The organism is Stenotrophomonas chelatiphaga, assembly GCF_001431535.1.
GTDB lineage: Bacteria > Pseudomonadota > Gammaproteobacteria > Xanthomonadales > Xanthomonadaceae > Stenotrophomonas > Stenotrophomonas chelatiphaga.
In genome coordinates, this window is sequence record NZ_LDJK01000083.1 from 1 (window position 1) to 20,775 (window position 20,775).

Genomic DNA, 20,775 nt, shown 5'->3' on the forward strand with positions numbered 1-20,775 from the left:
ATGCGAAATGCGACCCTACACGGACGTACTTGCGGCGTGTCCTGCACAGCCACCCCGCCCCACCAACCCGCAGCCCTGCACGCTTTTGACGTTGACGTTGGCGTTGACGTTGACTGAAAAGCCTCAGCCCGCCGCAGGCGGCAACCCGATCGGGCAGCTCACACCGGTGCCGCCGATACCGCAGTAACCATTCGGATTCTTCGCCAGGTACTGCTGGTGGTAGTCCTCGGCGTAGTAATACTCCGGTGCCGGATACACGATCTCGGTGGTGATCGGCCCGTAACCGGCCGCCTCCAGCTGCACCGCATACGCATCCCGGCTGGCCACCGCCGCGGCGTACTCGGTCTCGGTCAGGCAGTGGATCGCCGAACGGTACTGGGTGCCGGTGTCGTTGCCCTGGCGCATGCCCTGGGTCGGGTCGTGGCTTTCCCAGAACACCTGCAGCAGCTGCGCCACGCTGACCAGCTTCGGGTCGAACACCACCTCCACCACCTCGGTATGGCCGGTGAGCCCGGAACACACCTCTTCGTAGGTCGGATTCGGCGTCACGCCACCGGCATAGCCGACCGAGGTGCTGTACACCCCCGGCAGCGTCCAGAACTTGCGCTCGGCGCCCCAGAAGCAGCCCAGCGCGAACCGGATCCGCTCGAACCCGGCGAACCGGTCCTTCAGCGGATGGCTGTTCACGAAGTGCTGGTTGCTGTGCAGCGGCAGCGGCTGGTCGCGGCCCGGCAGGGCCTCTTCCGGACGCGGCAGGCGCTGCTTGAAGGCCCCGATGCCGAGGATGCCGTTACCAAGTCCCAACATGTGGTGCTCCTAGGCCGGCTGTCCGGCAAGATCGTCTGTGTCTGAAATGGGGTCGCCAGGGGCAGGGCCCAAGTCCAGTCCGGCAACGATCGCTTCAGCTTCCGGCCGTGCCGCCTCCGGGACGGCCACCCGCAGCACGCCGAACAGCGGCAGCTCACCCATCCCGCCCAGCAGCGATTCGCCGAACACGAAGGCAGGAATGCCCGCATCCTCCAGCGCGTGCTTGACCAGATGCGCGTCAAACAGGTTGTCGGCCTTGTATACGATGTGCATGGCATCTCCTCGGCGGCTGGCTGCCAGCATACCCCCGCCCCGATGTACGGACCGCTGCCTGCAGCCGCACCGGGCAAGCAACCCCCCGACACGCTAGACTGGCCGTCTTTCTGCCCTTGATTGCCGCATCATGTCCGAGCACACCCCTGCCAGCCCCGAGACCCCCGTCGACAGCCCCGAGAAGCGCGATTTCATCCGCCAGATCGTGCGCGAGGACCTGGCCAGCGGCAAGCACCAGGCAATCAAGACCCGCTTCCCGCCCGAACCCAACGGCTACCTGCACATCGGCCATGCCAAGTCGATCTGCCTGAACTTCGGCATTGCCGGCGAGTTCGGCGGCGTCTGCAACCTGCGCTTCGACGACACCAACCCGGCCAAGGAAGACCCCGAGTACGTGGCCGCCATCCAGGACGACGTGCGCTGGCTGGGCTTTGAATGGAACGAGCTGCGGCATGCCTCGGACTACTTCCAGGCCTATTACCTGGCCGCGCAGAAGCTGATCCGCGACGGCAAGGCCTACGTGTGCGACCTGTCGGCCGAAGAAGTGCGCGCCTACCGCGGCACCCTGACCGAACCCGGCCGCCCCTCGCCCTACCGCGAGCGCAGCGTGGAAGAAAACCTGGACCTGTTCGCGCGCATGCGCGCCGGCGAGTTCCCGGACGGTGCACGCACCGTGCGCGCGAAGATCGACATGGCCAGCGGCAACATCAACCTGCGCGATCCGGCGCTGTACCGCATCAAGCACGTCGAGCACCAGAACACCGGTTCGGACTGGCCGATCTACCCCATGTACGACTTCGCCCATGCGCTCGGTGATTCGCTGGAAGGCATCACCCATTCGCTGTGCACGCTGGAATTCGAAGACCACCGGCCGCTGTATGACTGGTGCGTGGACAACGTGGACTTCGCGCACGACGATGCGCTGACCGCGCCGCTGGTCGATGCCGGGCTGCCGCGGGAAGCGGCCAAGCCGCGCCAGATCGAGTTCTCGCGCCTGAACATCAACTACACGGTGATGAGCAAGCGCAAGCTGATGGCGCTGGTCACCGAACAGCTGGTGGACGGCTGGGACGACCCGCGCATGCCGACCCTGCAGGGCCTGCGTCGTCGTGGTTACACGCCGGCGGCGATGCGCCTGTTCGCCGAACGCGTGGGCATCAGCAAGCAGAATTCGCAGATCGATTTCAGCGTGCTCGAAGGCGCACTGCGCGAAGACCTGGACAGCGCCGCGGCGCGCCGCATGGCGGTGATCGACCCGGTCAAGCTGGTGCTGGTCAACCTGCCGGAAGGCCATGAAGAATCGCTGACCTTCAGCAACCACCCGAAGGACGAGTCGTTCGGCACCCGCGACGTGCCGTTCTCGCGCGAACTGTGGATCGAGCGCGAAGACTTCGCCGAAGTGCCGCCGAAGGGCTTCAAGCGCCTGCTGCCGGGCGGCGAAGTGCGCCTGCGCGGTGCCGGCATCATCCGCTGCGATGAGGTGATCAAGGATGCCGACGGCACCATCACCGAACTGCGCGGCTGGCTGGATCCGGAATCGCGCCCGGGCATGGAAGGCGCCAACCGCAAGGTCAAGGGCACCATCCATTGGGTCAGCGCGGTGCACGCGGTGCCGGCCGAAGTGCGCCTGTACGACCGCCTGTTCTCGGTCGCCGACCCGGACGACGAATCGGAAGGCAAGACCTACCGCGATTACCTGAATCCGGAATCGCGCCGCACCGTGACCGGTTATGTCGAGCCCGCCGCCGCCATCGCGCCGCCGGAACTGTCCTTCCAGTTCGAACGCACCGGCTACTTCGTGGCCGATCGCCGCGACCACACCGCGACCCGCCCGGTGTTCAACCGCAGCGTGACCCTGCGCGATACCTGGTCGGCCTGACCCCGACATCCTGCGCGCGCGGCCAACCCCGCGCGCCATCGCCGCCTGCCGCCCCTGCCCGTCCGCTTCATCGGACGCGGGCTACACTGCGCGCGGCTGCTGTTGTGTTCCACCCCCGTAACCCGATGAGAGGCACCCCGCGATGCTGTATGCGCAAGTCCACCTGACCCTTCCCGCCTGGATCCATGACCAGATCGACCTGGATCAGCGCTATCCCGGCGACGAAGCCAAGGTCGCGCTGGCCATCGCGCTGTCCAGGTCGAACGTCGAGCATGCCAGCGGCGGCCCGTTCGGCGCGGTGGTGTTCGGCCCGGATGACCAGGTCATCGCCGTGGGCGTGAACCGCGTGATGCCCCACAACACGTCGTTGGCGCACGCCGAGAACATGGCCTACATGCTGGCCCAGCAGCGCCTGCAGACCCCGCGACTGAACGATGTGCTGTCCCCGATCACGCTGGCGACGTCGTCCCAGCCCTGCTGCCAGTGCTACGGCGCCACCGTCTGGGCCGGCATCGATCGGCTGCTGATCGGCGCCAGTGCGGCCGACGTGGAAGAGCTGACACCGTTCGACGAAGGCCCGCTGCCGGCGGACTGGGTGGGTGAACTCAACAAGCGCGGTATCGAGGTGGTGCAGGGCCTCAACCGCGACGACGCGCGCGCCGTGCTGCGCGCTTATGGAGAAGCCGATGGCGCCCGCTACTGATACGTCTGCTGCCACGCCAGGGATAGGCCTGCTGTGCCTGTGCCGCCAGGGCTTCGAACCGGAACTGGCGGGCGAACTGACCGCGCGCGCGGGCGAGTTCGGTTTCGCCGGCTATGCGCGTACCCAGCGCAATGATGGCTACGTGCTTTTCATGTGCGACGAAGCCGCCGCGCTGAGCCGCATGCTGTCTTGGCGCGAGCTGATCTTCGCGCGGCAGAAGCTGGTGGTACTGGCGGAACTGCCGCAGCTGGATCCGGCCGACCGCATCACACCGATGCTGGCGGTACTGGGCGATGCACCGCGCTTTGGCGACCTGTGGGTGGAACATCCCGATTCGGACGCCGGCAAGCCGCTGTCCGGGCTGTCGCGTGCGTTCGGCAACGCGCTGCGTCCGGCGTTGCGCAAGGCCGGCAAGCTGACCGACAAGTCGAACGAGAAGCTGCCGCGCCTGCACGTGGTGTTCGTCGACGGCACCCATGCCTTCGTCTGCGTCGCTGCACCCGCCGACAGTGCCCCGTGGGCGCTGGGAATACCGCGCCTGAAGCTGCTGCCGGACGCGCCTTCGCGCTCCGCACTGAAGCTGGAAGAGGCCCTGCTGACGCTGCTCACCACCGAAGAACGCGAAGCGCTGATGAAACCCGGCATGCGCGCGGCCGATCTCGGCGCCGCACCGGGCGGCTGGACCTGGGTACTGACCCGCCAGCACCTGCGGGTGCTGAGCATCGACAACGGTCCGCTGCGCCAGCACGTGCTGGACACCGGCCTGGTCGAACACCTGCGTGCCGATGGCTTCCACTGGTCGCCCGAACAGTCGCTGGACTGGATGGTCTGCGACATGGTGGAGCAGCCGCGCCGGGTGGCCGAACGCATGGCGACCTGGTTCCGCGAAGGCTGGTGCAAGCACGCGATCTTCAACCTGAAACTGCCGATGAAGAAGCGCTGGGATGAAACCCGCCTGTGCCTGGAACTGTTCGAGGAACAGGCCGGCAAGTCGCTGACCGTGCGCGCCAAGCAGCTCTACCACGACCGCGAAGAGATCACCGTGCTGGCATCGCCACTGCGCTGAGCCGCCCGGTGGCGCCGGGTGGCGTGCACGTTGCGCGCCACCCGGTCCGCGCATGCCGGCGCGGTCCTGGCACCTGCGTCACCAGGACGCGGGACGCGCGCGTGGCAGCTCCATTTCGGCGCGCGCCGCGCCTGCACTGTTGATGACGGCCGATGCCGCCTCGATACGCGCGTACACCTGGGCGAGCGCGTCGGCATCGTAGTCTTCCACGCCCATCATCCAGTCCTTCGACCAGCGCAGTCCGGATGCCCGCAGCTCGCTGCGCTTGGCTTCATACTCTCCCTGCAGGCGCTCCAGGCTGCACGCCAGCTTGCGCCGGCTCATCGGCCGCGCCGTTTCCTGCAGCTGCTCGCGCTGCAACCGGTCGTGCAGTTTCTGTGCTCGACTGGAGGGCACCAGGCCGACGTCGCTGGCATTGGCCACCGTGATCAGCACGCTCTCCACCGCCTTGCAGGTTCCCGCATCCAGCGGTCCGGCGGCTCGGCAGCTCGTGCCGGGCCAATGGCGCTGCAGCGCACGCAGAGGGGCCAGGCAGCCCTTTACCGCAAAGCTCACGGCGTGCCGCCCTGCGCGGCAGACGCCGCCACGCGCACTTCCCAGCTGAACTGCCGCGCCGCGGCGATCGCCGCACGCGTGGCCGTGATCTCGTGCGCGCGGTCGCTACCGGCGCGGGTTCCGGCACTGCGCTGCATCAGGTCGCGCAGGATGTCCCGCTGCTGATGCTTGACCGCACTCACCCGGTTCATGACCTGCCGCGGGGTCAGCTCTGGTGCCTGCATATGGGACCGCAGCTGGCGCGCAGCCTCCGAGGTGAAAGCCTCCCCGCGCAGGTGCCCGGCATTGGCCACCCGCGCAAGCAGCGCGCCCAGCGGCTTCAGCTCACAGCCCGGCGCCGAGGCCATACGTGCCTCGGCGGCGATCCGTGCGGCCTGCGCCGGTCTGAAAATCTGCAGAAGCACGGTACTGACATTCATGGACGGGTCCGCTCCGGATGGAAAGATCGTGGGACTATGCCGCGCACGCGTCGTGAGGACTTTCAGAATCACGACGTTCCTTCTGCATCCGTCACGAGGAAACCCCATGCCCCTCCGTTCCACCGCCCTGCTGCTGCTGCTCGCTGCCGGCCCGACCTTGGCCCAGCACCCCCGTCCCGCCCCCGCGCAGAGCCAGCCGCTGCGCGATGACGGTGGCGTGGTGCGTGCGCAGGAGCTGTCCGCCGGCCGGGTGACCGGCAGCGTGGACATCGTGGTGCCGCTGGGCGAGACGCCGGTGACGGTGCGTTCGCTGACGCCGTCCAGTGCCGCCGGCCACTACCGGATCCACTTCGCCGAACTGGACGTCGACGCTGACGGCTACATCAGTCGGGACGAGGCGCAGGCCAATCCGTCGCTGGCCGATGAGTTCATTTCGCTGGACGTGAAACGCCGCGGCAAGCTGGATCGTGATGACCTGGCCGGGTGGTTGCTGGAGTGAGTGTTGAGCTGTGACGACCAACGGTCGTCACCCACCACGCGGGTCAACACCCACCATAACGCGGATCGTCACCCACTTCGTAGGCGGTGGTCAGACCCCCGCCGCGCGCTTCCAGAACACCTGCAGCAGCGGTGACAGCTTGCCGGTGCAACCCAGCACGCGGCCGCGTGCCAGGGTCAGGTGCAGTTCGTCATTGGAGAACAGCCGGTTGATGCCATCGAAGCTGTAGGCGGCGATCGTGTTGTCGCTGCGGCGCTCGCGCGCCCAGCGCTGCAGCCGCTGCGGTGAAAGCTGCGGCTGGCCACGCCGCTGCGCCGACGGTGCCAGCCAGCGCTGCAGCGCGGCCACGTCGCGCAGGCCGAGGTTGACGCCCTGGCCGGCCAGCGGATGCACCACGTGCGCCGCATCGCCCAGCGCCAGCACGCGGCCGGCAACGTAATGGCGGGCCAGCTGGCGGCGCAGCGGGAACGCGGCGCGGCTGGACGCCAGCTGCAGTGCGCCCAGCCGCCCACCGAAGGCGCGGGTCAGTTCGCGGTTGAACGCGGCCTCGTCCAGCTGCAGCACGCGCGCGGCCTCGTCTTCCGGCAAGGTCCACACGATTGAACTGCGTCGTTCGGCCACCGGCAGCAGCGCCAACGGTCCGCCCGGCAGGAAACGCTGCCATGCCGTGGCCTGGTTGGGCAGCTCGCTGTCCACGTAGGCCACCACGCCACGCTGATGGTAATCGTGGCGGTCCACGGCGATCCCGGCCAGCTGGCGCAAGGTGGATTCGGCGCCATCGGCGGCGATGGCCAGGCCCGCCTCGATGCGGCGCCCGTCCTGCAGGCGCAGGCGCACCCCGTGCTCGTCCTGTTCCATGCCCTCGACACGGGCCGGGCAATGCACCTCGACCCCGGCGCCCGGCAGGGCCGCCCACAGCCGATCCACCAGCAGGCCGTTTTCGATGATCCAGCCCAGTTCGCTGCGGCCGAAGCGGTCCGCGTCGAACAGCAGGTCATCGCCCCCGGCGGCATCCCACACCTGCATGCGCCGGTAAGGATGCGCGCGACCGCGCGTGATCGATTCCCACACCCCGAGCCGCTGCAGCAGCTGCACATTGTCCGTGGCGAAGGCGAACACCCGCAGGTCCGGCTGCGCGGCCTGCCACGACGCCGGCTCGTGGCCTTCGACCACGGCCACCGACAGGCCGGCATCGGCCAGTGCCAGCGCGCAGGTGGCGCCGACCACGCCGCCGCCGACGATCACCACATCGGTACGTGCGCGGCGGCTCATGCGGCTTCTCCGCGACACAACTTCGGTACGTCGCCGCGGAAGCCCATCGAACCGCCGACCAGCAGCGACTGCAGTGACGTGGCCTGTGTTGCCAGCAGGCCGAGGCTGCGCAGTGGCCGCAGCAACGGTGCGTCATTGCTGGTCAGGCGCGCCAGTCCACCGGAGAACGCGATGGTCTGCGCACGGTCATCCCCGCGCCGCGCCGCGTAGGCGTGCAGCAGCGCATCGGCACCGGCATCGCCCTCGGTTTCCAGCAGCTCGGCCAGGGTCAGCGCATCGCGCAGGCCCAGGTTGAAGCCCTGCGCACCCAGGGGATGGATGGTCTGCGCGGCATTGCCGAGCAGCACCGCACGCTCGGCCACCAGCGCACGCGACAGCACCTGGCGCAGCGGATACGCCGCGCGCGGACCAGACTCCAGCAGGCGCCCGGCGCGCCAGCCCACCGCCGCCTGCAGCCGCGCCAGCCACGCCGCATCGTCCAGCGCCATGACCGCATCGGCCTCATCGCGGGCCACCCCGTGCACCACGCCGAAATGGCGGTCGCCGCGCGGCAGCAGCGCGGTCGGGCCGGTATCGGTCAGGCGCTCCCATGCGGTGCCATCCGGTGCGCGTTGGCTGCGTACCCGCGCCACGAACAACGTCTGCTGGAAATCATGCTCATCCACGCCGATCCCCAGCGCGCCGCGCAGCCCGCTGGCGGTACCATCGGCACCCACCACCAGCCGCGCGTGCAGCGTGTGCTCGCCCTGGTCATCCTGCACGTGGACCTGGCGATAGCCATCGATGACCGCGCCCAGCCCGATGAAGCGCGCCGGACGCCGCCGCTGCAGCTGCGGCAGCTCCTGCAGCCGCGCCTCCAGCGCCATGCCGAAGTCACGCGCCACCACCACCTGGCCGAACCACGGGCGACCGTAGTCGGCTGCCGCCAACTGCACGCGGCCGAAGTCACCGGCACGACTGACATGGATGCGGGTGATCGGACCCGGCGCACTGGACAGCTTCTGCATCACGCCCAGTGCGGTCAGTGCGTTGACCGTGGCAGCCGCAAAGCTGAGGTTGCGCTGGTCGAACACCGCCGGCAGCGCGCCACCTGCGGTGGCTTCCAGCAGGCACGCGCTGCGGCCGATGCGCTGCAGCGCAATGGCCAGGCTGGCGCCGACCAGCCCGCCGCCGATGATCAGGACATCAACTCGTTCGCTCATGTCGCCATGATACGCGCTCGCCCGCCGCCCCTGCCCGGCTGCCGCCCCTGCGCGCTGGCCTGCAGGCGGTCTAGAATGGGGTTTGTTCACCCTCCCGTGTGCACCCCGATGACGACCTCCCTGCAACGTGCCTTCGTGCTGACCTGCCTGGTGCTGTTGATGGCCGCCACGCGGGTGAACCATTTCGCCGCCATTCCCGATGCGTCCTGGGCGGTGTTCTTCATCGGCGGCTTCTACCTGCGCAGCTGGACCCGCTGGGCGTTCCCGCTGCTGATGGCGCTGGCGGTGCTGGTGGACTGGGTCGTGATCCGCAACCTGGGGCTGGATTTCTGGCAGCACTACTGCGTGTCGCCGGGTTACTGGATGCTGCTGCCCGCCTACTTCGCGATGTGGGCCGGCGGCATGGCGCTGGGCCACGGCTACCACGGCGCGCAGTGGTCCACCCTGGCCAAGGCGGTGGCGCTGGTGGTCGCTGCCGTGGCGGTCTGCCACCTGTTCGCACAGGGCGGGTTCTACTGGACCACGCGCAACGTGGCCGACCCCACCGTGGGCGGTTGGCTGAAGAACTATGCGGATTGGTTCATGCCCTACCTGGGCACCACCGCCCTGTACGTCGGCCTGGCTGCCGCGCTGCAACTGGCCGTCGAACAGGTCGGCAAGCTGCGCCAGGCCCAGCGCGACGTGCGCGGCTGAGGCGCGCAAGGATGGGCAACCGGCTTTCACGCATCTATACCCGTACCGGCGATGACGGCAGCACCGGGCTGGGCGACGGCAGCCGGGTCGGCAAGGACGATGCGCGGGTTGCCGCGTTCGGCACGGTCGACGAAGCCAATTCGGCGCTCGGCGTGCTGCTGGCCGTGCCCCTGCCCACCGATGTGCAGGCCCTGCTGACCAGACTCCAGCACCAGTTGTTCGACCTCGGCGGCGAGCTGTGCATTCCCGGCCATGCGGCCATCACCGATGCCGATGTCACCGCGCTGGAACAGCAGCTGGACCACTACAACGCCGACCTGCCCACGCTGAAGGAATTCATCCTGCCCGCCGGTGGCGAAGCCGCCGCACGCTGCCACCTGGCCCGCACCATCGTGCGCCGGGCAGAGCGCGAGACGGTCGCCCTTTCGCGCGTTGAAACGGTGCGGCCGCAGGCGCTGCACTACCTCAACCGCCTCTCCGACCTGCTGTTCGTGCTGGCCCGCGTGCTGGCCCGCGCCAACGGTGCCGGCGAAGTACTCTGGCAGCATTCGCGCCGCCACGGCTGACCTTTCCGGATCCCCCGCGCCCATGCTGGTCTACACCCATCCTTCCTGCCTGCAGCACGACCCCGGTCCGGACCACCCCGAATCCCCGAAGCGGCTGCAGGCCGTGCTCGACGCGCTGCAGGCAGCGTTCCCGGCACGGCTGGACTGGCGCCAGGCGCCTTCGGCCAAGCGCGGCGACCTGGCCCGCGTACACGATGCCGAACTGATCGACCTGGTGCTGCAGCCGCAGACCGCCGACCTGCGGCAGATCGACATGGACACCCGCACGTCGCCGGGTTCGGCCACCGCCGCCCTGCATGCCGCCGGTGCCGGTATCGCCGCGGTGGATGCGGTGATGCTGGGCGAGGACCCGCTGGCGTTCTGCGCGGTGCGCCCGCCCGGCCACCACGCCACCGCCAGCACCGCCATGGGGTTCTGCCTGCTCAACAACATCGCGGTGGCCGCCGCACATGCGCGCGACCGCTACGGGCTGGAGCGGATCGCCGTGGTCGACTTCGACGTCCACCATGGCAACGGCACCCAGGACATCTTCCAGCTGGATCCCCGGGTGGCGTACTACAGCACCCACCAGGCCGGCCTGTTCCCGAACTCCGGGCTGCGCCGCGACCGTGGCGCAGGCAACCTGTTGAACATCCTGCTGCCCCCGGGCAGCGGCAGCCTGCGCTTCCGCAATGTCTGGGCCGACGAGATGCTGCCGGCCATCGACGACTTCCGCCCGCAGCTGCTGCTGGTGTCGGCCGGCTTCGACGCCCACCTGCGCGATCCGCAGGCCGACCTGATGCTGGAAGCAGAGGACTTCGCCTGGATCACCACCGAACTGCACGCGCTGGCCCGTCGCCATGGCGGCGGCCGGGTGGTGTCGATGCTGGAAGGCGGCTATGACCTGCAGGCCCTGGCCGAGTCCAGCGTCGCGCATGTAGGGGCCCTGCTGGAGGGCCGGGCCGGGGCCGCCTGATGAACCCCGACCGCCACCGGTGAGCGGCCTTCATTGCCCCTATGCAATGGATGGGGCAAGCTACGGATCGTTTTCGCCTGAACCATCACGCGTGCGCAAAGCCCTCCGCCTGTTGCCTCTCCCCCTGGGTATCGCCCTCTGCCTGCCGGCGTTCGCCGAAGACAAAGCGCCGAACTGGGGTCTGTGCCCTGCCACCGACGTCCTGCCCGCCTTTGGCGAGGCACCGCCGGCGGACAAGGCTGCCGCCGAAACGCGCACCCAGCAGCCCACCGACATCGAGGGCGACCAGCTGTATGGCACCTCCACGGTGCCGCAGTACCAGGGCAACGTCGCGCTCAAGCGCGGTGACCAGTTCCTCGGTACCGATCACCTGAGCTTCGATACGGAAACCGGCAATTACACCGCCGAGGGCAACGTCCGCTACTCCGATTCGTCGATCCGGATGGAGGCCAAGCGCGCCGAGGGCAACCAGGAGGCGGACACCCACAAGATCTCCGACATCCAGTACCAGCTGGTGTCGCGTCGCGGCAACGGTGGCGCCGAATCGGTGGACCTGCAGGGTGCGGTCGGGCAGATGCACCGCTCGACCTACACCACCTGCGACCCGTCCCAACCGGTCTGGAAGCTGTCTGCCCCGCAGATCGAAGTGGACAACGACGAAGGCTTCGGTACCGCGCGCAACGCCGTGCTGCGCATCGGCAAGGTGCCGGTGCTGTGGGCGCCGTACTTCAAGTTCCCGATCGATGATCGGCGCCAGACCGGCCTGCTGTATCCGGAGCTGGGCGTGTCCGGGCGCAACGGGTTCGATTATGCCCAGCCGATCTACTTCAACCTGGCGCCGAACTACGACGACACGCTGACCCCGCGCTACATGAGCAAGCGCGGCTTCATGCTGGACAATGAATTCCGCTACCTGTACGACGGTGGCCGCGGTGAGCTGCGTACCGCCTACCTGCCCAACGACGAGCTGCGCGACAAGGACCGTGGCCGCGTCGAATACTCCGGCTACCACAACTTCAACGCGAACTGGCAGGCCCGTGCCGGGCTGGCCTGGGTCAGCGACGAACGGTACCTGGAAGACTTCGCCAACCGGCTGCTGGGCGTGACCGCGTCCAACCTGCAGAGCCAGGCCGGCATCTACGGCACCGGGGAAACCTGGACCGCCGGCCTGATGGCCGACTACTGGCAGCTGACCGATTACACCCTGACCGAAGAAGCACTGCCCTACAACCGGCAGCCGCGCCTGTTCGGCACCTGGGACCAGCCGATCCTGCCGTGGCTGGAAGTAGGCGTGTATGCCGAAGCGGTGCGCTTCGTGCACGACGACATCCACGACAAGATCATCGATGCCGACGGCGAGTACGTGCGCAACGGCGTGGAACGCGAAGTGCTCGGCGGCTCGCGCCTGGACATCAAGCCCTACGTGACCATGCCCTTCAGTGGCGCAGCCTGGTATGTCACCCCGACGCTGGCCTGGCGCTACACCGGCTATGACCTGGAACAGGGCCTGGCCGACAGCATCCGCGCCAACAACCTGGCCGCGGCGGGCATCACCAACCCGACCCCGGACCAGCTGCGCGGCAACACCTCGCCCAACCGCAGCGTGCCGATCGCCAGCCTGGACGCGGGCATGTTCTTCGACCGCGAGACCACCATCGGCGACAAGCCCTACCTGCATACGCTGGAACCGCGCCTGTTCTACCTGCGCACCCCGTACCGCGACCAGAGCGAACTGCCGGTCTTCGACACCCGTGACTTCACTTTCAGCTGGGGCCAGCTGTTCCGCGATTCGCGCTATACCGGCGCCGACCGCCAGAACGATGCCAACCAGCTGACGATGGCACTGAGCACCCGCTTCATCGACCAGACCAGCGGCCGCGAGCGGTTCTCGGCCAGCATCGGCCAGATCCTGTACTTCGACGATTCCCGCGTCACCCTGCCGAGCAATCCCAGCCCGGTGGAACAGGGCAAGTCGGCCTGGATCGCCGATACCAACTACATGATCAACGACCGCTGGAACCTGGGCGCCACCTACCAGTGGGACCCCAAGAACAAGCGCGAAGACCTGGCCAGCGTGCGTGCGCGCTACCTGATGTCCAACGACGGCATCGTCAACCTGACCTACCGCCACCGGATCAACCCCGATGGCACCAACCTGCTCAAGCAGGGCGACCTGTCCTTCCTGTACCCGATCAACCCGCGCTGGAGCGTGGTCGGCCGTTACTACTACTCCATCGAAGACAGCAAGCCGCTGGAAATCATCGGTGGCGTGCAGTGGGACAGCTGCTGCCTGGCGGTGCGCGCCCTGGCCCGCCGCTACGTACGCAACCGCGAAGGCGAGCTGAATACTTCCTTCCAGCTGGAGTTCGTGCTGAAGGGCCTGAGCTCCATTGGCCAGAACACGGACCGTACCCTGCGCCGTGCTATCCTCGGTTACAACCGCGACGACCTCTATCTCGTGCCCCCCAGCACCACCGGCGCGACCCGCGACGACTACGATCCGAACCTGATCCCATGACCAAGACCTTCCCCGTCCTACTCGCCTCCCTGCTGGCGGTGTCCACTGCGTCCGTACCCTTGCAGGTACTGGCCCAGCAGACCCAGCCGCTGGATCGCATCGCCGCCGTCGTCGACGAAGACGTCATCCTGCAGAGCGAACTGGACCGCGCGCTGGCCAACATCAAGACCCAGTACGCCGGTCGCGAAAACCAGCTGCCGCCGGACGATGTGCTGAGCCGGCAGGTGCTGGAGCGGCTGGTGCTGGTCAAGCTGCAGGTCACCCGCGCCGAAGGCAGCGGCATCCGCGTTTCGGACCAGGAACTGAACCAGGCGATCAACTCGATCGCCCAGCAGAACGGCAGCAACCTGGACACACTGCGTGGCCGCCTGGCCCAGGACGGCATCGATTTCGATGAGTTCCGCCGTTCGGTGCGTGACGAGATCATCGTCCAGCGCCTGCGCCAGAGCTATGCGCAGAGCCGCGTCAGCGTCAGCGAAGGCGAAGTGGATGCGGCCATCAAGCAGCAGGCCGTCACCGGTACCCAGTACCACCTGGCGCACATCCTGATCGCCACCCCCGATGGCGCCGATGCCAACCAGATCGCCACCGGCAAGCAGAAGGCCGACGGCGTCAAGGCGCTGCTGGACAAGGGCGAGCTGGACTTCAACGCGGCGGCCGTGCGCTATTCGGACAGCCCCAACGCGCTGGAAGGCGGCGACCTCGGCTGGCGCTCCATGGACGAGATCCCGCAGGCCTTCCTGCAGGTGATGCAGGACATGAAGGCCGGCGACGTGGTCGGTCCGCTGCGTGGCCCCAGCGGCTTCCAGCTGCTGAAGCTGGTGGAAGTGCGTGATGCCAATGCTGCCGCGTCCACCGGCCAGACGATCACCGAGTACCACGCCCGCCACATCCTGGTGCGCGTGACCGAGCAGCAGAACGATGCCGCCGCCAAGGCGAAGATCGACACCCTGCGTGCCCGCATTGCCGGTGGTGCTGATTTCCAGGCCGTGGCCCGTGATGCGTCCGAAGACACCAACAGCCGTGGCCAGGGCGGCGACCTGGGCTGGTTCCCGGTCGATGCGTTCGGTCCGGACTTCGGCCGCCAGGTCGAAGGCGTGACCGACGGCAACATCAGCCAGCCGTTCCGCACCGATGCCGGCTGGCACGTGGTACAGCGCGTGGCGACCCGCCAGACCGATGTCGGCGTGGACAACCAGCGCGCGCAGGTCCGTGAAACCATCGGCCGTCGCAAGCTGGAAGAAGAGTACAACCGCTTCCTGTCCGAACTGCGTGGCGAAGCCTACGTCAGCTTCCGCAGCGGTGACCGGGCGGAAAACACCGCCACCCCGCCGCAGTCCTGAGCCATGCTCCCAGGCGCGAAGCTCGCAGGAGCGGTGCTCCCCGAGCTCGCCCTGGTACCGGGCGAGCCCGCCGGGATCGGTCCGGAACTGTGTATCCGCCTGATCCAGCAGCCGCGCACTGATTGCCGGCTGCTGGCCTTCGCAGATCCCGCTACCCTGCAGGCAGCCGCCGCCGCGCTGTCGCTGCCACTGCAGTTGTTGCCGGCCGATGCCCATGCCCGCGTGCCGGGCGATCTGCGCCTGCACCCCCTTCCCAATGCGGTGCCCAGCCAATTCGGCCATGCCGACCCGCGCAACGCCGCGGCCGTGATCGGCGCGCTGCAGGCAGCCGGCCAAGCGTGCCTGGACGGCCGCCTGGATGGCGTGGTCACCGGCCCGGTGCACAAGGCGGTGATCAACCAGGGCGGCATCGCCTACAGCGGCACCACCGAACTGCTGGCCGACCAGGCCGGGGTCAAGGTGGTGATGATGCTGGCCAACCCGATCGTGCGCGTTGCGCTGGCGACCACCCACCTGCCGCTGCGCGAAGTCGCCGATGCAATCACCGCCGATGGCCTGGAACATACCCTGCGCACCCTGCATGCCGCGCTTGGGCGCGAGTTCGGCCTCGCCGATCCGCGCATCGCGGTGCTGGGCCTGAACCCGCATGCCGGGGAAGACGGCCACCTGGGCCGCGAAGAGCTCGATCTCATCATCCCGCTGCTGCAGCGGCTGCGCGCCGAAGGCATGCAGCTGATCGGCCCGCTGCCCGCCGACACCGCCTTCCTGCCCGCCAAGCTGGCCGGCTTCGACAGCGTGCTGGCGATGTACCACGACCAGGGCCTGCCGGTGCTGAAGTATTCCGGTTTCGAACAGGCGGTCAATCTCACCCTGGGCCTGCCCTATCCGCGCGTGGCGGTCGACCACGGCACCGCGCTGGAGCTGGCCGGACGGGGCATCGCCGATCCTTCCAGCCTGCAGGCTGCCGCTACCCTGTGTGCGCAGCTGGCCCGGCAACGTAGACTTAGCGCATGAACCAGTACTCCCCCTCCGGCACGGCATTCACCGCCCCGGCCAAGAAGCAGTTGGGCCAGCACTTCCTGGCCGACCGCCACTACATCGACAGCATCGTGCGCGCGGTCAATCCCAAGCCCGGCGACCGCCTGGTGGAGATCGGCCCCGGCCAGGGTGCGATCACCCTGCCCCTGCTGCGCCAGCATCCCGAGCTGACCGTCATCGAGTTCGACCGCGACCTGATCGCACCGCTGACCGCCGCCGCCGCGCCGCTGGGCGCACTGACCATCATCCAGAGCGACGTGCTGCGAGTGGATTTCACCGCGCTGGCGCAGGCCGAAGGGGGCAGCGGACAGATCCGGCTGGTCGGCAACCTGCCCTACAACATCTCCTCGCCGATCCTGTTCCATGCGCTGGACCATGCCGCCGTGGTCCGCGACATGCACTTCATGCTGCAGAAGGAAGTCGTCGACCGCATGGCCGCCGGCCCCGGCAGCAAGGTCTTCGGCCGCCTCAGCGTGATGCTGCAGGCGTACTGCGAAGTGACCTCGCTGTTCGTGGTGCCGCCGGGTGCGTTCCGGCCGCCGCCGAAGGTCGATTCGGCCGTGGTGCGGCTGGTGCCGCGTGATCCGTCCACGGTCGGCATCCACGATGCCAGGCGCTTCGCCGAAGTGGTCAAGGCCGCCTTCGGCCAACGCCGCAAGACCCTGCGCAATGCGCTGAACAACGTGGTCAGCGCCGAACAGTTCGCCGCTGCCGGCGTGCGTCCGGATGCCCGTGCCGAACAGCTGGAGGTGGCGGAATTCGTCGCCTTGGCCAATGCAAGCTGATTACACTGCCAAGATGCACGACGACCAGTACGCCATGGACGTGGAAGTGGCTCCGCGCTTCCTCGATGACCAGTCCGCTCCCGAAGACGGACGCTTCGCCTTCGCCTATACCATCCGCATCCGCAACAGCGGCCGGGTCGCGGCCCGCCTGGTGGCACGCCACTGGCGGATCACCGATGCCGAAGGCCGGGTGGAGCATGTCGACGGCGATGGGGTGGTCGGCGAGCAGCCGCGGCTGCGTCCCGGTGAAGACTTCCGTTACACCTCCGGTGTCATGCTCGGTACGGAGCACGGCACGATGCAGGGGCACTACGACATGGTGGCCGACGACGGCACCGAGTTCGCCGCCGACATCGCGCCGTTCGTGCTGACCATTCCCCGAACCCTGCACTGACACGGAGGCCAGGCCATGAGCGTGTGGGCTATCGGCGACCTGCAGGGTTGCTATGACGTGACCCAGCGGTTGCTGGAAAAGATCCGTTTCGATCCGGCGCAGGACACCCTGTGGTTTGCCGGCGACCTGGTGAACCGTGGCGGCCAGTCACTGGAAACACTGCGGCTGGTGCATTCGCTGCGCGACCACAGTGTGGTGGTGCTGGGCAACCATGACCTGTCGCTGCTCGCGGTGGGTTCGCGCAGCGAAGAAGAACAGCGCAAGGTCAACCCGGACCTGTTGCGCGTGGTCACCGCCGAAGACCGCGACGTGCTGCTGGACTGGCTGCGCATGCAGAAGCTGGTGCATGCCGACCGCGAACTGGGCTGGATGATGGTGCATGCCGGCATGGCGCCGAAGTGGACCACCCAGATGGCCGAAAAGCACGCGCGCGAAGTCGAGCAGCAGCTGCACGGCAACGGCTACCGCAAGCTGCTGCGCAACATGTACGGCGACAAGCCGATCTGGGCGCCGAACCTGACCGGCTACGACCGCTCGCGGGCGATCATCAACTTCTTCACCCGCATGCGCTATTGCACCGCGCGCGGGCGCATCGGCATCGAAGACAAAGGCACGCCGGGCACCCAGGAACAGGGGCTCTATCCCTGGTTCGAAGTCCCGGGCCGGGTCGAGCGTGACCTCAAGGTCGTGTGCGGCCACTGGTCAGCGCTCGGGCTGACCATCACCCAGGGCGTGCATGCCATCGATACCGGAGCGGTGTGGGGCGGCAAGTTGACCGCTCTGCAGCTGGATACCGACGAACTGCGCGTGGTGCAGGTGCCCGGCCGCGACGTGCCGGCGCCGGTTGCCGGTGCACGGCCCGCGCCGCGTGCGCCGAAGCCACGCCCGGAAGGCCAGCAGGCCGCACAGGCCAAACCACAGCCACAGGCGCAGCCCGGCGGGCAGCCGGCAGGCGGCGAGACGCGTACGCGTGGACCCCGCCGTCGGCGCGGTCGTGGCCGCGGCAACGGCGGCGGTGGTGCAGGCAGTCCGCCCACGGCGGAATGACCGCCGCACCCGCCGTCAGCGGCGGGTGTAGTGCACGAAGCGGAACGCGAACGGATGCCGCGCATCGGCCGCATGCGGCTGGCTGTCCGCCTGCTGCCACAGGGCTTCATCGACGGCCGGGAAATGCGTATCGGCCGGTACCTCGGTGTCCACCCAGGTCAGGTACAGGTCGCTGGCATGCTCCATCAGCAGGCGGTAGATCTCTCCTCCGCCGATCACGCACAGTTCTTCTGCAGCTTCCGCGCGGCAGATCGCCAGCGCCTGGTCCAGCGATGCCACCGCGCGCATGCCGTCGAACGGCACCTGGCCACGGCGGGTCAGCACCAGGTTGGTCCGTCCGGGCAGCGCGCGACCAAGCGATTCGGCGGTCCTGCGCCCCATCAGCACCGGCTTGCCCAGCGTCAGCGCCTTGAAATGCTTCAGGTCGTCCGGCAGGTGCCAGGGCAGCTGGTTGCCGTGGCCGATGCCGCGGCTGCGGTCCAGCGCGGCGATCATCGAAAGGCGCGGGGAACTCACACCGCCACCGGGGCCTTGATCGCCGGGTGCGGATCGTAGCCGTCGATGCGGATGTCATCGAAGCGGAAGCCGAACAGATCGGTGACCTCCGGGTTCAACCACAGCGTCGGCAGCACGCGCGGTTCGCGCGCCAGCTGCTCGCGGGCCTGCTCGAAATGGTTCGAGTACAGATGGGCGTCGCCCAGCGTATGCACGAAATCACCCACCCCAAGCCCGGTGGCCTGCGCCACCATGTGGGTCAGCAGCGCATAGCTGGCGATGTTGAACGGCACCCCGAGGAAGATGTCGCCACTGCGCTGGTACAGCTGGCAGCTGAGCTTGCCGTCCACCACGTAGAACTGGAACAGGCTGTGGCAGGGCATCAACGCCATCTGCGGCAGCTCGCCGACATTCCAGGCACTGATCACCAGCCGGCGCGAATCCGGATTGCGCTTGATCTCCTCCACCAGCCACTGCATCTGGTCGATCTGCCGGCCATCGGCAGCCGCCCAGCTGCGCCACTGCTTGCCGTAGACCGGGCCGAGATCGCCGTTCTCATCGGCCCACTCGTCCCAGATCCGCACCTGGTTGTCCTTCAGGTAGGCGATGTTGGTGTCGCCCTGCAGGAACCACAGCAGTTCGTGGATGATCGAACGCAGGTGCAGCTTCTTGGTGGTGACCAGCGGGAAGCCGTCGGCCAGGTTGTAGCGCATCTGCCAACCAAACACGCTGCGCGTGCCGGTACCGGTACGGTCGCTCTTCTCCGCGCCGTGTTCCAGCACGTGCCGCAGCAGGTCCAGGTAGGGCTTCATGGCTTGGCTCCGGCCGGGGCAGCCGGCAGCACCGGCTGCAGCACCGGCGCGCGATGGGACATCCACAGCAGCACCAGGCCCAGCGCCACCAGCGGCAGGCTCAGGATCTGCCCACGGGTCAACCAGTCGAAGGCCACGTAGACGCCGTTGTCCGGCATCCGCACGAACTCCACCGCGAAGCGGAACAGGCCGTACATCAGCGCGAACAGGCCGGACACCAGGTACCGGTTGCGCGGCTTGGCCGACACCGCCCACAGCACCGCGAACATCACCAGGCCTTCCAGGAAGGCCTCATACAGCTGCGAAGGATGGCGTGCGTACTGATTCAGCGCACCGGCGGCGAACTCCGCCTTCAGCGTGGCGGTGTCGAGCTGCGCCAGCGGCGCCGGCAGCCCCGACGGGAACACCACGCCCCAGCTGCCATCGGTGAACTTGCCCCACAGCTCATCGCCGATGAAGTTGCCCACGCGGCCGAAGCCCAGCCCCAGCGGCACCAGCGGCGCGACGAAATCCATGGTGTCGAAGAAATGCAGGCGGTGCCGGCGCGACCACCACCAGCTGGCCGCGAGCACGCCCAGCAGGCCGCCGTGGAAGCTCATGCCACCGTCCCACACCTTGAACAGCAGCAGCGGGTTGGACAGGAAATCGCCCATCGCATAGAACAGCATGTAGCCCACGCGCCCGCCCACCACCACGCCGAGCATGGCGTAGAACAGCAGGTCGGAAAAACCATCGGCATTGACGCCCGGCAGGCGCCCTGCGGCGATGCGGCGCTTGCCCAGCCACCAGGCCGAGGCAAAGCCAAGCAGGTACATGATGCCGTACCAGTGCACCTGGATCGGCCCCAGCGAGATGGCGATGGGATCGATATCGTGGAAATAGATCATGGACGGTGCCTTGCGGGGATCGGGTTATTTTAGCGCCGCCAGCGGGACTCCACCCAGCTCAACCCAGAATCTGCGGCCAATCCGGCAATGCGTCCTGGTCTGACCGCGCGCCCGGCGGAAAGTGCCCGGCCAGCAGGGTCGATACGTCATTGATCGCCATCACCAGGGCTGCCGCTGGATCACCTCCGCGCAGCCCTTCGCGCAGCGCGGTGCAGATCCGCTGCCAATCGGCTTCGGCAACCCGGCCGTGCAGTCCGCGATCGGCGACGATTTCGATGGCATGGTCCGCCAGCAGCAGGTAGATCAGCACGCCGTTGTTCTGTGCGGTATCCCAGGTACGCAGGTGCGCGAAGGCACGTTCAGCGGCCTGGCGCGCGGTCACCCCGCGCCACAGCGCATCCAGCGGCAGGTCGGCTTCCACCGCGAACATGACCTGTCCGCCGTGGCGCTGCTCACCGGCGGCAATGGCCTGGGTGATCGCCTGCAGGGTGGCGGGCGGAAAGGTCCGCCGCACCGACGGGGACACGATATGGCGCAGCGCGCGTTGGATCATCACCAGCCTCCCGA

The 20,775-nt window shown here is 68.1% G+C and carries 22 protein-coding genes and 1 pseudogene; 13 read left to right on the forward strand and 10 right to left on the reverse strand.

Annotated features, from left to right (window positions below):
- Nucleotides 1–123: 123 nt before the first annotated feature.
- Together msrA and ABB28_RS15550 are read right to left on the reverse strand one after the other, a co-directional pair.
- Nucleotides 124–786, reverse strand: coding sequence for a peptide-methionine (S)-S-oxide reductase MsrA (gene msrA / locus ABB28_RS15545; RefSeq protein WP_057687307.1), 663 nt, complete (start codon nt 784–786; stop codon nt 124–126).
- 30 nt (nt 787–816) lie between these two features.
- Nucleotides 817–1,080: a putative signal transducing protein gene (locus ABB28_RS15550; protein ID WP_057687286.1), complete on the reverse strand. Its 264-nt coding sequence runs from the start codon at nt 1,078–1,080 to the stop codon at nt 817–819.
- Nucleotides 1,081–1,210: 130 nt separating this feature from the next.
- Here ABB28_RS15550 and ABB28_RS15555 point away from each other — a divergent pair, with 130 nt between their 5' ends.
- The 3 genes from ABB28_RS15555 to rlmM all read left to right on the forward strand — a co-directional run bounded on the left by ABB28_RS15555 (nt 1,211) and on the right by rlmM (nt 4,728).
- Nucleotides 1,211–2,959 carry a glutamine--tRNA ligase/YqeY domain fusion protein gene (locus ABB28_RS15555; RefSeq protein ID WP_057687287.1) on the forward strand — a complete coding sequence of 583 codons (1,749 nt, stop codon included), beginning with the start codon at nt 1,211–1,213 and terminating at the stop codon, nt 2,957–2,959.
- 142 nt (nt 2,960–3,101) lie between these two features.
- A complete protein-coding gene (locus ABB28_RS15560; protein ID WP_057687288.1) occupies nt 3,102–3,662 on the forward strand; it encodes a nucleoside deaminase in 561 nt (186 codons plus the stop codon).
- Complete coding sequence (gene rlmM / locus ABB28_RS15565; protein WP_057687289.1) at nt 3,646–4,728, forward strand: 23S rRNA (cytidine(2498)-2'-O)-methyltransferase RlmM; 1,083 nt, start codon at nt 3,646–3,648, stop codon at nt 4,726–4,728. The genes ABB28_RS15560 and rlmM overlap by 17 nt, the downstream gene beginning before the upstream one ends.
- Nucleotides 4,729–4,806: 78 nt before the next feature.
- Here rlmM and ABB28_RS15570 read toward each other — a convergent pair whose 3' ends face one another.
- On the reverse strand, nt 4,807–5,283 hold the full coding sequence (locus ABB28_RS15570) for a hypothetical protein (RefSeq protein WP_148049383.1): 477 nt from the start codon (nt 5,281–5,283) through the stop codon (nt 4,807–4,809).
- Complete coding sequence (locus ABB28_RS15575) at nt 5,280–5,774, reverse strand: hypothetical protein (RefSeq protein ID WP_152983492.1); 495 nt, start codon at nt 5,772–5,774, stop codon at nt 5,280–5,282. The genes ABB28_RS15570 and ABB28_RS15575 overlap by 4 nt, the downstream gene beginning before the upstream one ends.
- A gap of 34 nt (nt 5,775–5,808) precedes the next feature.
- Between ABB28_RS15575 and ABB28_RS15580 the strand changes: the two genes are divergently transcribed.
- Nucleotides 5,809–6,201, forward strand: coding sequence for an EF-hand domain-containing protein (locus ABB28_RS15580; RefSeq protein ID WP_057687292.1), 393 nt, complete (start codon nt 5,809–5,811; stop codon nt 6,199–6,201).
- A gap of 90 nt (nt 6,202–6,291) precedes the next feature.
- On the opposite strand, the gene ABB28_RS15585 is transcribed toward ABB28_RS15580, so the two are convergent.
- Together ABB28_RS15585 and ubiH are read right to left on the reverse strand one after the other, a co-directional pair.
- Complete coding sequence (locus tag ABB28_RS15585) at nt 6,292–7,473, reverse strand: UbiH/UbiF family hydroxylase (RefSeq protein ID WP_057687293.1); 1,182 nt, start codon at nt 7,471–7,473, stop codon at nt 6,292–6,294.
- Nucleotides 7,470–8,675, reverse strand: coding sequence for a 2-octaprenyl-6-methoxyphenyl hydroxylase (gene ubiH, locus ABB28_RS15590; RefSeq protein WP_057687294.1), 1,206 nt, complete (start codon nt 8,673–8,675; stop codon nt 7,470–7,472). The genes ABB28_RS15585 and ubiH overlap by 4 nt, the downstream gene beginning before the upstream one ends.
- Nucleotides 8,676–8,783: 108 nt before the next feature.
- Between ubiH and ABB28_RS15595 the strand changes: the two genes are divergently transcribed.
- The 9 genes and pseudogenes from ABB28_RS15595 (at nt 8,784) to ABB28_RS15635 (ending at nt 18,014) form a co-directional block, all read left to right on the forward strand.
- Nucleotides 8,784–9,368 carry a hypothetical protein gene (locus ABB28_RS15595; RefSeq protein ID WP_057687295.1) on the forward strand — a complete coding sequence of 195 codons (585 nt, stop codon included), beginning with the start codon at nt 8,784–8,786 and terminating at the stop codon, nt 9,366–9,368.
- A gap of 11 nt (nt 9,369–9,379) precedes the next feature.
- Nucleotides 9,380–9,934 (forward strand): cob(I)yrinic acid a,c-diamide adenosyltransferase, encoded by a 555-nt coding sequence (locus ABB28_RS15600; protein WP_057687296.1) that lies wholly within the window; start codon nt 9,380–9,382, stop codon nt 9,932–9,934.
- 22 nt (nt 9,935–9,956) lie between these two features.
- The gene (locus ABB28_RS15605; RefSeq protein WP_057687297.1) at nt 9,957–10,889 is read left to right on the forward strand and encodes a histone deacetylase family protein; all 933 of its coding nucleotides are present in this window, start codon (nt 9,957–9,959) and stop codon (nt 10,887–10,889) included.
- A 91-nt stretch (nt 10,890–10,980) separates the two neighbouring features.
- Entirely contained in the window at nt 10,981–13,407 is a 2,427-nt protein-coding gene (gene lptD / locus ABB28_RS15610) for an LPS-assembly protein LptD (protein WP_057687298.1), read from the forward strand.
- Nucleotides 13,404–14,735, forward strand: a pseudogene (locus ABB28_RS15615) (peptidylprolyl isomerase); the annotation flags it as partial. The gene lptD and the pseudogene ABB28_RS15615, both read left to right, overlap by 4 nt.
- Before the next feature lie 18 nt (nt 14,736–14,753).
- Nucleotides 14,754–15,764, forward strand: a complete 1,011-nt coding sequence (pdxA, locus tag ABB28_RS15620; RefSeq protein WP_211260400.1) for a 4-hydroxythreonine-4-phosphate dehydrogenase PdxA — start codon at nt 14,754–14,756, stop codon at nt 15,762–15,764.
- Entirely contained in the window at nt 15,761–16,573 is an 813-nt protein-coding gene (gene rsmA, locus ABB28_RS15625; protein WP_057687301.1) for a 16S rRNA (adenine(1518)-N(6)/adenine(1519)-N(6))-dimethyltransferase RsmA, read from the forward strand. Before pdxA ends, rsmA begins: the two co-directional genes overlap by 4 nt.
- Before the next feature lie 13 nt (nt 16,574–16,586).
- On the forward strand, nt 16,587–16,967 hold the full coding sequence (gene apaG / locus ABB28_RS15630; RefSeq protein ID WP_042614797.1) for a Co2+/Mg2+ efflux protein ApaG: 381 nt from the start codon (nt 16,587–16,589) through the stop codon (nt 16,965–16,967).
- A 15-nt stretch (nt 16,968–16,982) separates the two neighbouring features.
- Entirely contained in the window at nt 16,983–18,014 is a 1,032-nt protein-coding gene (locus ABB28_RS15635) for a symmetrical bis(5'-nucleosyl)-tetraphosphatase (protein WP_057687302.1), read from the forward strand.
- Nucleotides 18,015–18,029: 15 nt separating this feature from the next.
- Here the strand turns inward: ABB28_RS15635 and ABB28_RS15640 are convergent, their stop codons facing one another.
- Genes ABB28_RS15640 through ABB28_RS15655 form a run of 4 tightly spaced genes read right to left on the reverse strand, consistent with a single transcriptional unit; the run spans nt 18,030 to nt 20,761 of the window.
- Nucleotides 18,030–18,509 carry a dihydrofolate reductase gene (locus tag ABB28_RS15640; RefSeq protein WP_057687303.1) on the reverse strand — a complete coding sequence of 160 codons (480 nt, stop codon included), beginning with the start codon at nt 18,507–18,509 and terminating at the stop codon, nt 18,030–18,032.
- A gap of 17 nt (nt 18,510–18,526) precedes the next feature.
- Entirely contained in the window at nt 18,527–19,321 is a 795-nt protein-coding gene (locus tag ABB28_RS15645; protein WP_057687304.1) for a thymidylate synthase, read from the reverse strand.
- Complete coding sequence (lgt, locus tag ABB28_RS15650) at nt 19,318–20,208, reverse strand: prolipoprotein diacylglyceryl transferase (protein ID WP_057687305.1); 891 nt, start codon at nt 20,206–20,208, stop codon at nt 19,318–19,320. The genes ABB28_RS15645 and lgt overlap by 4 nt, the downstream gene beginning before the upstream one ends.
- 58 nt (nt 20,209–20,266) lie before the next feature.
- The gene (locus ABB28_RS15655; protein WP_057687306.1) at nt 20,267–20,761 is read right to left on the reverse strand and encodes a TPM domain-containing protein; all 495 of its coding nucleotides are present in this window, start codon (nt 20,759–20,761) and stop codon (nt 20,267–20,269) included.
- Nucleotides 20,762–20,775 lie beyond the last annotated feature (14 nt).